Source organism: Chromobacterium aquaticum (assembly GCF_021129195.1).
Classification (GTDB): Bacteria; Pseudomonadota; Gammaproteobacteria; order Burkholderiales; family Chromobacteriaceae; genus Chromobacterium; species Chromobacterium aquaticum.
On sequence record NZ_JAJOHW010000198.1, the window covers coordinates 1 to 11,661 of the forward strand.

General features: G+C 63.4%; 9 protein-coding genes and 5 tRNA genes. 7 read left to right on the plus strand and 7 right to left on the minus strand.

Annotated features, from left to right (window positions below):
* Positions 1-366, minus strand: a 366-nt coding sequence (gene tilS, locus LQT98_RS22565; RefSeq protein WP_231465372.1) for a tRNA lysidine(34) synthetase TilS, incomplete at its 3' end; no start/stop codon positions are given.
* Positions 367-427: 61 nt separating this feature from the next.
* Positions 428-1,393 (minus strand): acetyl-CoA carboxylase carboxyltransferase subunit alpha, encoded by a 966-nt coding sequence (locus LQT98_RS22570; protein ID WP_048409686.1) that lies wholly within the window; start codon positions 1,391-1,393, stop codon positions 428-430.
* 218 nt (positions 1,394-1,611) lie between these two features.
* On the opposite strand from LQT98_RS22570, the gene LQT98_RS22575 reads away from it, so the two are divergent.
* From LQT98_RS22575 to LQT98_RS22605, 7 genes are all read left to right on the plus strand, one after another.
* Positions 1,612-1,687: transfer RNA gene (locus LQT98_RS22575), tRNA-Val, on the plus strand.
* Between the two features lie 73 nt (positions 1,688-1,760).
* Positions 1,761-1,836, plus strand: a tRNA-Val gene (locus LQT98_RS22580).
* Between the two features lie 10 nt (positions 1,837-1,846).
* Positions 1,847-1,923, plus strand: a tRNA-Asp gene (locus LQT98_RS22585).
* A gap of 39 nt (positions 1,924-1,962) precedes the next feature.
* Positions 1,963-2,039, plus strand: a tRNA-Val gene (locus LQT98_RS22590).
* Between the two features lie 6 nt (positions 2,040-2,045).
* Positions 2,046-2,122 (plus strand) — tRNA-Asp (locus tag LQT98_RS22595).
* Positions 2,123-2,309: 187 nt separating this feature from the next.
* Positions 2,310-3,860 carry a FecR family protein gene (locus LQT98_RS22600; protein WP_231465374.1) on the plus strand — a complete coding sequence of 517 codons (1,551 nt, stop codon included), beginning with the start codon at positions 2,310-2,312 and terminating at the stop codon, positions 3,858-3,860.
* 21 nt (positions 3,861-3,881) lie between these two features.
* Positions 3,882-5,534, plus strand: a complete 1,653-nt coding sequence (locus LQT98_RS22605; RefSeq protein ID WP_048411787.1) for a CHASE2 domain-containing protein — start codon at positions 3,882-3,884, stop codon at positions 5,532-5,534.
* Between the two features lie 23 nt (positions 5,535-5,557).
* On the opposite strand, the gene LQT98_RS22610 is transcribed toward LQT98_RS22605, so the two are convergent.
* The 5 genes from LQT98_RS22610 to LQT98_RS22630 all read right to left on the minus strand — a co-directional run.
* A complete protein-coding gene (locus LQT98_RS22610; RefSeq protein WP_231465376.1) occupies positions 5,558-8,206 on the minus strand; it encodes a TonB-dependent receptor plug domain-containing protein in 2,649 nt (882 codons plus the stop codon).
* A 344-nt stretch (positions 8,207-8,550) separates the two neighbouring features.
* A complete protein-coding gene (locus LQT98_RS22615; protein ID WP_231465378.1) occupies positions 8,551-9,042 on the minus strand; it encodes a disulfide bond formation protein B in 492 nt (163 codons plus the stop codon).
* 82 nt (positions 9,043-9,124) lie between these two features.
* Positions 9,125-10,264 (minus strand): patatin-like phospholipase family protein, encoded by a 1,140-nt coding sequence (locus LQT98_RS22620; RefSeq protein WP_048411789.1) that lies wholly within the window; start codon positions 10,262-10,264, stop codon positions 9,125-9,127.
* 127 nt (positions 10,265-10,391) lie between these two features.
* A complete protein-coding gene (locus LQT98_RS22625) occupies positions 10,392-11,312 on the minus strand; it encodes a DNA-3-methyladenine glycosylase family protein (protein WP_231465381.1) in 921 nt (306 codons plus the stop codon).
* A gap of 3 nt (positions 11,313-11,315) precedes the next feature.
* A partial coding sequence (locus tag LQT98_RS22630) for an alpha-ketoglutarate-dependent dioxygenase AlkB (RefSeq protein ID WP_231465383.1) occupies positions 11,316-11,661 on the minus strand: 346 nt, incomplete at its 5' end.

Genomic DNA, 11,661 nt, shown 5'->3' on the forward strand with positions numbered 1-11,661 from the left:
CGCCGCCAGCGCGCGCGGGCCGCCGCCGCGCAGCAATTGCAGCAGCACGGTTTCCGCCTGATCGTCCAGATGATGCGCCAGCGCCACCACCCCGGCGGCGGAGCGCCGATACACCTGGTAGCGCGCCGTGCGCGCCACCGCTTCCAGGCTATCGCCGCCGCTGACGACCAAACTCACCCGCTCCAGCCGCAGCGGCACCCGCAGCGCCGCGCACAAGGCGCGGCAATGCTCGGCCCAGGCGTCGGCATTCGGGCTCAAGCCGTGATGCACATGCACGGCGCTTACCGCCAGCCCGGGCCTGTGTTCGCGTGCGCGGCACAGCAGCGCCAGCAGCGCCACCGAGTCCAAACCACCGCTCAAGCCCACCTCAAAAGCACATTGGCCGGACAATTCGTCCGGCCAATGGCTTAGCAGAGCTTCGAGCGGGTCAGGCTGCGGCTTCCTTGAAGCGGCCATAGCTCATCAATCTGTCGAAACGGGTTTTCAGCAATTCGTCGATCGGCTTGGAGGTCAAGTCTTTCAACTCTTCCTGCAACACGCGCTTCATGCTCGCCATCATCTGGGCATGATCGCGGTGCGCGCCACCCACCGGCTCGTTGACCACGCGGTCAACCAGGCCCAGGGTCTTCAGGCGCGGCGCGGTGATGCCCAACGCCTCGGCGGCGTCGGACGCGCGTTCGGCGGTCTTCCACAGAATGGAAGCGCAGCCTTCCGGCGAAATCACCGAGTAAGTCGCGTATTGCAGCATATTGACGCAATCGCCCACCGCGATGGCCAAGGCACCGCCAGAACCGCCCTCGCCTATCACCGTGACGATGATGGGCACGCGCAAGCGCGTCATCTCATAGAGATTGCGACCGATGGCCTCCGACTGTCCGCGCTCTTCCGCGCCGATGCCGGGCCAAGCGCCGGTGGTATCGACCAAGGTGACCACTGGAATGCCGAACTTCTCGGCCAGCTTCATCAGGCGCAAGGCCTTGCGATAGCCTTCCGGATGCGGCATGCCGAAGTTGCGGCGGATCTTTTCCTTGGTGTCGCGGCCCTTCTGCTGGCCGATGACCATCACCGACTGGCCATTGAAGCGGGCCAGGCCTCCGACGATGGCGGCATCGTCGGCATACGCGCGGTCGCCATGCAGCTCTTCGAAGTCGGTGAAAATACTCTCTATATAGTCGAGCGCGTAGGGGCGCTGCGGATGGCGCGCCACCATGGCGATTTGAGACGGCGTCAGCTTGGCGTAGAGCGTCTTGGTCAGCTCCTGGCTCTTCTTCTGCAGACGCGCGATCTCTTCCGAGATGTCCAGCACCGAATCGTCCTGAACATAGCGCAGTTCTTCTATTTTGTTCTCAAGTTCGGCAATTGGCTGCTCAAAATCGAGAAAGGTCGGCTTCATTCGTTACGTCATCCGATAAATAGCTAATGGCGGCATGATACCTTAGCGATAAAGCCGGCGTCACCTTTCTGTCTGACAAAAACATTAATTTTTGGAGCTTTTATTCGAAATTGTCGTCAGTTGAAAAAAATTGCTGATAGACCACTTGCGCAAGCTTAAACCCTGTGTTTTAATTCGCCTCCTCGCTGAGACGCAAACGCAACAGCGAACAGGATTCAGGGCGTTTAGCTCAGTTGGTAGAGCGTCTGCCTTACAAGCAGAATGTCGGCGGTTCGACTCCGTCAACGCCCACCAAGTTTTACGGTTGGAGTGGTAGTTCAGTNNCCCGTCCACTCCGCCAACAGTATTAAAAGCAGTACCCGGATTCGGGCGTTTAGCTCAGTTGGTAGAGCGTCTGCCTTACAAGCAGAATGTCGGCGGTTCGACTCCGTCAACGCCCACCAAGTTTCGGTTGGAGTGGTAGTTCAGTTGGTTAGAATACCGGCCTGTCACGCCGGGGGTCGCGGGTTCGAGTCCCGTCCACTCCGCCAACGCATTAAAGCAGTAGCCTAATCGGTAACACGGTTTTTGGGCGGTTAGTCTCAGTTGGTAGAGCACTGCCTTCACACGGCAGGGGTCGCTGGTTCGAGTCCAGTACCGCCCACCAATTGCTGGAGTGGTAGTTCAGTTGGTTAGAATACCGGCCTGTCACGCCGGGGGTCGCGGGTTCGAGTCCCGTCCACTCCGCCAAGCATTGCAAAAAAGCAGCCTTTCGGCTGCTTTTTTGCATTATCGACTCAAGATTTTAATTCAACATACATACAACACTGCGTTTAGGACAAATAACTACTGTTTGAGACGATATCAGCTTGCAAAGCGCAAAGCCTAAAGTGATACTGCGGTTGACTTTCTGATATCTTTATAAAGAGATTCAACTATGCGCAACTTAATCCTGGTGGCTGGCTGTTGCGCCAGCACGCTGGCCCTGGCAGGCGCGCCTGCCGACAAGGCCATCTGGGAGTACACGGTCAAGGACGGCGACAATCTGTGGGCGCTGGCGGCCGAGCACCTATCGTCCCCCGCTTACGTGCCCAAGCTGCAAGTCCGCAACCGCATCGCCAATCCCTACCGACTGGTGCCAGGCAGCATTCTGCGCGTGCCCTATCCCTGGATCAAACAAACGCCGTCCGACGCCACGCTGGAGGAAGTGTCCGGCGACGCCCGCGCCGTCAATGGGGCCGGCAAGCCGCTAAATCTGGCCGTGGGTCAGAAGTACCCCAAGGGCACCCATTTCAAGACCGGCAATGACGCCATGATCAAGCTGCGCTTCGTCGATGGTTCCTCACTGCTGATCAACGCCAACTCCGATCTGACGCTGCAAACCCAGGTCTATTATCCCAGCACCGGCGCGATCAAGTCGCAGATCAAACTGGACAACGGCAGCACCGGCAACTCGGTGATACCCAATATCCTGATGCCCAGCCGCTACGAAATCCGCACCCCATCGGCGGTCACCACCGTGCGCGGCACCGAGTTCCGCGTCAACGCATCCGAACAGGAAGACACCTCGGCCGAAGTACTCAAGGGCGTGGTGGAAGTCAAAGGCAAGCACAGCAAGGTCGATGTGCCCGCCGGCTTCGGCACCCTGTCCAGCCTCAAGGACGGACCGAGCGCGCCGGAGGAATTGCCGCCGCCACCGGATCTGTCCTCCCTGGCGGACCTAAACCAATTCAACCCGCCGCCACTGGAATGGGCCAGCAATGAACACGCCGCCTCCTATCGCGTCACCCTCAACGGCAAGAAGCGCCTGGCCGAGCGCCAGCTGCAAGCGCCTCGCTACTATCCCAGCCTGCCGGGCAACGGCGATTATGTGCTGCAAGTTCGCGCCAAGAGCCGTTCCGGACTGGAAGGCTATGACAGCAGCCGCAGCTTCAAGCTGCAAGCCTATCCGCTGCCGCCGCTTCTGTTCACCCAGGCCGGCGGCGCGCAATTGCGCGGCCAGACCTTGCCGTTGCGGGTCAACGCCACGCCGGAGCAACCGCTGCGCCTGCAGCTCGCGCGCCAGCCGGACTTCGCCCAGCCGCTGCTGGAACAGACCCTGACCGAAGCCGAGTTCAAGACCAATCTGCCGGAGCCCGGCACTTGGTATTGGCGACTGGCGCGGCTGGATGCTCAAGGCCGCCCCGGCCCCTACTCCACCCCTCAGAAAGTCGAAACCAAGGGCTGGCTCAGCCGCTTGCAGCAGCCCACCCCGGTACTGGCTGGCCGCCCTTATCCCATCACCCGCGCGCGCTACACGCTGACCCTGACCCCGATGCCGACGCAGGACGCAAAACGCCAGCCCTTCAGCCTCAGCAGCGAGCAGCCGCAATGGGAACTGAAAGCGCTGCAAGCCTTGCCGGCCGGTCAATACCGGGCCGAGGTCAAGGTCGAGGGAGAGCACGGCTACCTGGCGAAGGAAGAGCAAGAAATGCTCACTCTTCCCTAAAAACTTCCCTAGAATGGCAGCATGCTAACTTTTTATCGCGACAAGATTCTGCGCTTGTTGCCGTTTCTGCTGGCCCTGCTGGCAGCCCTGCTAACCCTGTCCGGCCTGCTGCTGCGGCTGGATTTCTGGCTGTATGACGGGCTGATCCGGCTCAAGACCAACCATGAGCAAAACAGCGACATCGTCGTCGTCGCGGTCGACGAGCGCAGCCTGTCCGAACTCGGCCGCTGGCCCTGGCCGCGCGAATACCATGCCCAATTGGTGGACAAGCTGTCCCAGGCCCGCGCGGTGGGCCTGGATATCGTGCTGGCCGAAGCCTCGCACAACACGCCGGAATCGGACCAGGCGCTGGCCGACGCCATCCGCCGCAATGGCAAGGTGATCAGCCCGGTGTTTCCCGAGATGCAAGGCAACCGGCTGACCGAAACCCGGCCGCTGCCCAATATCGCCGCCGCCAGCGCCGGCCTCGGCCACACCGATTACGAACTGGACAATGACGGCGTGATCCGCCGCGTTTACCTGAAGGCCGGCCTGGGCTCGCCCCACCACCCCAACTTCGCCCAGGCGGTGCTGGATCTGGCCAATGGCCAGCGCCAGTCCGAGCAACAGAAAATGGCGATGCCGCCCGGCGAACCGGACAGCTGGCTGCGCGAAGACCCGGTGATGGTGCCCTATCTGTCCGGCCCGCCACCGTTCCAGCAGGTTTCCTATATAGACGCGCTCAATGAGTTGCCGGCCTCTTTCTTCGCCGGTAAGATCGTGCTGGTGGGCGCCACCGCCACCGGCCTGGGCGACATCCACTCCACCCCGCTGTCGGCCAATAACCGCGGCATGCCCGGCGTGGAAATCAACGCCTTCCTGCTGCATGGACTGCAGACCGACAACACCCCGATGCCGCTGCCGCTGGGCTGGAAAGCCGCCATCAACGCGCTGGCCATCCTGCTGCTGGACCTGCTGCTCAGCCGTTACAAGCACCGCCAGGGCATTCTGCCGGCCTATCTCTTGGCCTCCTGTGGCGTGCTGGTGCTCAGCGTGCTGCTGCTGACACTGGCCTCGGTGTTCTGGAGCGGCGTCACCACCGCCATCCTGCTGTGGCTGGCCGGCAGCATCCGCTTCGTGTCGCGGCAATCCAAGCTGCTGCTGCAGGCCAATACCGATGGGCTGACCAGTTTGTACAATCGCCGCCACTTCGACGAGGTGCTGGCGCCGGTGCTGGACAAGCACCGCGCCGCCGGCAAGGCGCTGGCGCTGCTGATTCTCGACGTCGACAACTTCAAAGGCTACAACGACCACTACGGCCATTATGCCGGCGACCTGATCCTGCAACGGCTGGCGCAAGAGCTGCAAGCCAGCTTCTCTACCCGGCGCCATGTGGTGGCGCGGCTGGGCGGCGAGGAATTCGGCGTGCTGCTGGAAGAATGCGGGCTGGATCAGGCGGTAGCCGCGGCGGAAGACTTCCGCCTGCGGCTGGCCGCGCTGGAACTGCCCCACCTGAAGAGTCCGCTGCGCAAGGTCACTTGCAGCATAGGCGTCGCCGCGCGCGTGCCGGACCCGGACGACAGCGGCCGCACCTTCTACGAAGACGCCGACAGCGCGCTCTACATCGCCAAGCGCTCTGGGCGCAATACGGTCAGCCCCACGCCCGCGGGACGCGCGCTGCAGCATCAGCGCTGAAGCGCAGCACCACCAACAGGTTCTCAGAAGGCGTAGCTGGCGGACAGATACAGCATCCTCCCCCATAAATCGGTGGCCGCGCCGGAATAGCCGGCGACGCCGCTGCCGAACCCCTCCCCAGTGGCATAGGATGGACGCCGGTCGCCCAGATTGCGGATGCCACCATTGACCTTGAAGCCCTTGAACGGCGCCAGGCCGAAATTCAGGTCCAGCGCGGTGTAGGACGCCACCCTCTGCTTCAGCTTGCCGCCATGGCCGTACAGCTGTGAATACTGGTTCTTGTAGGAGGCGTAGCTGCGCGCCGCCAAACCCAGCGAATACGCCGCCTTGCTGTACGTCACTTCGAATACATTCTTCCAGCGCGGCTGCGCGCCATAATCGGCGTACTCCAGCAGCGGATCGGTTTCGGTCTGCGACTCCTGATAGCTGAAAATGCGGTTCTGCGCATTGCGGAATTTCAGCTTGCCGTAAACCCCCAGCGACCAATCGTATTGCACATCGATGTCAACGCCACGGGTGCGGGTCTTGCCGATATTCATATACGGCGCCGAAATATATTCGATGTCCCCGCGCACGCCGGGCATATCGGACGGCTTGCGCACCACGAAACCGGGAAAGCGGCCCGGGTTGTCCAGCACATATTGCGGGTCCAGCGACTGCACCGTGTTGGACACCTCGATCTGATACCAGTCCACGGTGGCGGATAGCGCCTTGCTGGGCTGCAGCACCAGGCCCAATGCATAGTTCCTGGAATCCTCCGGCTTCAGTTGGGCATTGCCGCCGCTGCGCAGCTGATTGCTGCCCAGGCCGCAGCGCTCGCGGGGAATGCCGCGATCGGCGCATTGCGCGTAGTCGTACACCGAGGCATAAGCCTGGCGCGACGCGTACAACTGCGGCAGCGTCGGCGCCTTGAAGCCGGTGGTGGCCGAACCGCGCAGCATCGCCGGTTCCCAGGGCCGGAAGGCGAAGGTCAGCTTGGGATTGAAGGTGTCACCGAAGTCGTTGTAGCGATCGGCGCGCAGCGCCAGCTGCAGCTCCAGGTTTTTCAACACCGGCAGATTGACTTCGCCGAAGGCGGACAATACCGAACGGCTGGCGCGCAGGCTTTGCTGGACGGCGAAGTTCATGATCTTGCCGCTTTGCAGCAGCGGGTCCGGCCGCGCATCCACCGATTCATGCGACCACTGCAATCCCGCGGCGACGCCGACGGCGCCGGCCGGCAGCTTGAACCACTCGTCCTGGCTGGCCTTGAACTCGAACGCAGACAAGCGCGACGACGAAGTATTGGCGATGGTGGCCAGATAAGGCCGCAACGCGGCGGCGGCATTGTTCTGCGAAAACGGATCGTACAGCGGCTGGCCATTGGCGCCGTTCTTCAGCATCGCGAGGAAGGCGTCGTTCAGCACCACATTGCTCTGGCGCGCATCCACCTTGTTCAAGCCCAGGTTCAGCGAGCCTTCCATGTCCCAGCCGCGCCGCAAGACGCGGCCGCCCAGCACCGCGCGATAGGTGTCGCTGCGGATCTCATTGAGCCGCCGGCCGTTCTCCGACAGATTACGGGTGATCTGCAGATTGTCGGTGGGCTTGAAGTCCGGATAAATCGCCCCCAGCCCGCCATCCCGCGGATAAATCGCCCAGCTGGGCGTGACAATGGCCTGCACGAAGGAATAGCCGCCATCCAGCGGCGTCTCGCTGCGGTTCACCCCTAGCTCGGCGAAGAATTCGGCATCGCCGTCCACGCGCCGGATGTAATTGGCCAACAAGCCATAGCGGCTGGTGCGCGGCGCTAGCTGGGTGCCCAGTTCGTCGACATCGGACACGCACAGCACCGAGCCGCTGGGACGGGAGGTCAGCCGCGACGGCGGACAGCCGGGCAAGGGCTTGGCCAGCGCATTGGTCTTGCCCGGATTGGGCGTGCGGTCGTTCCAATAGCCCCACTGCGCGCCGCTGCGCACATCCAGCCCGCCCAGGAAGCGGTAATCATTGCTGCGGGTGGTGGCGTGATTGCGGCTGAACACCGGTTCGCGATGGTAGACGTCGAAGGACAGCAAGAGATTCTGGCCGTCCTGGTCCAGGTCGCCGAAACCGCCGCTGAGGTTCAGCGACTGCTCATTGCCGTCGCCATCCAGGTTCTGTCCCAGCCGCGTGCTGGCGCTCGCTCCCCGATAGTTGCGCTTGGTCTTGAAGTTGATCACCCCGGCCACCGCGTCCGAGCCGTAGATCGCCGACGCGCCATCGCGCAGGATCTCCACCGACTCGATCACCGACAGCGGCAAGGTGTTCAGATCGACGAAGGCATCGCTGCCGCTGATGAACATCGCGTAATTCGGCAACCGCCGGCCATTCAACAATACCAGCACGTATTTGGAACTCATGCCGCGCAGCCCGGCCGTGGCCGCGCCGGCGGCGAAACTGCCGGAGTTGGTTCCGGCCAGCAAGCTGCCCACCGCCGGCAGCCGGTCCAGCAACTGGATCACGGTGGACGCGCCGGTCTTGTCGATGTCCTCCTTCTTGATCACCTCTACCGCCAGCGCCTTCTCCTTGCCGATGCGCTTGATATTGGACCCGGTCACCGTGACCCGCTCCAGCACCTCCGCCTCCTCGGCGCGCGCCTGCGCGCCCAGCGCCATGCCCATTGCCGCGGCAGCGCAAGCCAGATTGTTCAGTTTCATATGCCGACACCCTTGTAGTCTCCAACACGGTCGTCAGAACCGCGCCGCAGCCGGCTGGCCGCGGCCCTACCCTGCGCCAAGCCACGCCACAAGAAAGCCGCCATCATCCCGCCAAGCCCATCGTCGGCGGCAACAGCAAACAATCATTCAAAATCAATGCATTAACATCAAATCAATATGTTGCACCAAAATGACAAACGCTAAGCGGCAAGCGGGTTGACGCATGAGCGGCCATGGTTTTTCATCGACTCATTTATGCACAAAGCTCATGCGTGAACGCCTCGCGTCGCCGCCATGAAAAAAGCCGCCCATCCAGGGCGGCTATTGTGATCCTCGCGATGGCATCAGGCCGGCTTGCGTACCATCAGCCAGCCGGCGAAGGCGATCACGCCGGCAAAGAACACCGCCACCCAGAACGGCATGGCCATGCCCAGGAAGGTCCAATCGACAGTCGCGCACTCGCCGCTGCCCTTGAGCACCTTGGAGATCACTTCCATCAACGGCGAGGACTCCATCAGGAATTCCAGACCAGGGCCGCAGGCCGGCACTTGGTCCGCCGGCAACTGCTGCAGCCACAGCTGACGCAGCGACACCGAAATGCCGGCCAGCGCCGCCAACAGGGTCAGCCCGCCCCAGACCTTGGCGCCGCCCCGTCCGGGATTGAGCAGCGCCGCCAGCAAGGCGATCACGCCGGCGGCGATCACGCCGATGCGCTGAAAAATGCACAGCGGGCACGGCTCCAGGCCCAACTGATACTGCGCGTACAATGCGAAGCCCATCGCGCCGGCGCAGGCGGCGGCGATCAGCAGAAAACCTTGTCGGTTGCTCAGAGCCATATCATCCTCAATGTTTGGCGGTAAAACGTCATGGCGCATGATTGTGCCATACAACATGGAGAATTCAGAACCGCGCCGCCGGCTAAAGTTCCAGAAAACGGCGGATGGCGTCCTTTTGCTGCAGCGCGTCCTTATAGCCCAGCGCGATCAGCTCGCGGGTATAACCCGGCTCGAACAGTAGATACGTGGCCAAGGCGGTGCCGCGGTGACGGGTGGCGCCGGTGCCCTTCATCAGGAAGCGCAGCAGCGGCGGAAACAGCCGGGTGTGCTTGTAGGCGATGCCCTCCAGCGATTTGCTGGGATTGAGCATGAAGATGTCCACCTTGCGCAGCTGGGTCTGATTCGCCAGGTCCTCATGGCGTTGCAGCAGCGACACCGTATGATTGACCCGGGTCAGCCGCTCCATGTCCACCGACATGCTGTCGATGAACACGCTGTTGAGCAGATGCCCGAAAATCTGCGCCGGCGACGGATAGAAACCGCTGTGGCGGCGTTCTATGGTATCCGGCCGCTTGCTGGCCAGGCCGACGACGAACAGCTTTTCCGCGCCCAGATGCAGCGCCGGCGACAGCGGCGACAACTGCCGCACCGCGCCGTCGCAATAGAATTTCTCGCCCAGGCACACCGAGGGGAAAATCAGCGGAATCGCCGAGGTGGCCATCATGTGATCGATGCCGATGCGCTCGCGCAGCCCCAGCCGCTGATAGCGCTCCCACTCCTCCAGGCTGTCCGCGCCCTGGAAAAAGGTGACCGACATCCCGGTGGTGTAGCAGGAGGCGGTCAGCGCCAAGGCCTTGAGCGCGCCGTGGCGCACCGAGTGGTCTATGCCCTCGAACGCCATCACCTTGGTCAGCAGTTCGCGCAGCGGAGCGTTGTCGAGAAAGCTCTTGGGATTGCGCCATAGCCGGCCGCCGGACAGGATGGACAGGCCGAAATGCAAGAAGGTCTTCAGAAAGTAGCCGGAACTGGCATCGTAGACATCCTGGATATGCAGCTGTTTCCACATCTGCGCCAGCGTGGCCACCGCCAGATTGAAATTGCTGGCGCCGGAGGCCAGCGCCACCGCGTTGATCGCGCCGGCCGAGGTGCCGCAGATGATGGGAAAGGGATTGGCCCGCGCATCCGGCAGCAGCCGGGAAATGCCCAGCAGCACGCCCACCTGGTAAGCCGCGCGCGCGCCGCCGCCCGACAACACCAACCCGATATCGGCTTGCCTCCCCATCCCGCACCTCGCGTGGCTATATTGACGGCCCGGCCCGCCGGACGCCGCACGGCTTCTTGTTCTATTTAGGCATAGTCAAACACGCGGCCAGCGCCAAGCTCGCGCGGCGGAAATCGCTTGGGCGGGCTCAATAAGCGGCCGCGGTCTGCATCGCCCACAGATGCGCGCCCACCAACGCGCGCCATGGCGCGAAGCCTTGCAGCCATTGCTCGGTCTCGCGCGGCGACACCGCCTCCTCCCGCTCCAGCAAGCGCTGCAGGCCACGCCGCACCGCCACATCGCCGTGCAGCGAGCCATCCAGCCAGCCATAGCCGCGCAGCAGCGCGTAGCTGACCGTCCACGGACCGATGCCGGGCAAGGCCAGCAAGCGCGCGGCGATCTCCTCCGGCGCGCCACCGTCCAGCCAGCCCTGCAACGGCAGATCGCCGTCCGCGGTCCGCCGGCTCAATTCCAGCAAGGTCTTGGTCTTGGCGCGGGAAAAACCGGCCTGGCCCAGTTGCTCCGGCTCCAGCTCCGCCAATTGCTCCGGCGACGGATGGCACAGCAGGCCGCCGCCATGGCGCTTGCCGACCAACTGCATCAGCCGACGCCGCAGCGAAATGGCGGCATGCACGCTGATCTGCTGGCCGGTGACCGCCCAGACCAGCGCCTCGAACGGCGTCGAAGTCTGCGGCACGCGCAAGCCGGGACGCGCGGCGATCAGGCCGCCCAGCTGCGGATGACCGTGATGCGCGCGCTCGAACTCCGCCACCGGCTGGGTCAAGCCCAGCATGCGACGCGCCATGGCGGCCAAGGCCGCCGCGTCGCCGGCCTGAGGCGGGACATCCGCGTCCAGCCCCACCCGCACCGCGTCCGCGACGAAGTCCATGCTCAGGCAGGCCGGCGCGCCGCGCCATAGCAGGCCCTTGCTCAGGCTCAGTTCCGTCACCCGCTCGGACAACTCTTGCGCGTCGCGACGGTGGAAGGCCATGAAGTCGTCCCGGCGGAAATCCGCGGGCAAGCTCAGAGACAAAGACAAGGAAGAAGTGGAATCGGCCGGTTCAGCCATGGATCAGCGCGCCTTGCGAAAAGTCAGATTGATGCGGCGCCGCCCCAGCAAAGGGTGCTCGCCCTCCGCCACCGGCAACACCCCGTGGAAACGCATGCGGTCCGGCCCGCCCCACACCAGCACATCGCCATGGCGCAACTCGATGCGGCCGGGGCGTTCGGCGCGGCTGAAGCCGCCAAACAGGAATACCGCGGGCAGGCCCAGCGACACCGACACGATGGGCGCGCTGAAATCGCGCTCGTCCTTGTCCTGGTGCAAGGACATCTTGGCGCCGGGCGCATAGCAATTGATCAGGCAGGCATCCGGCGCGAAGCCGGGGAAGCCGGCCTCGGCGGCGGCGGCCTCGGCC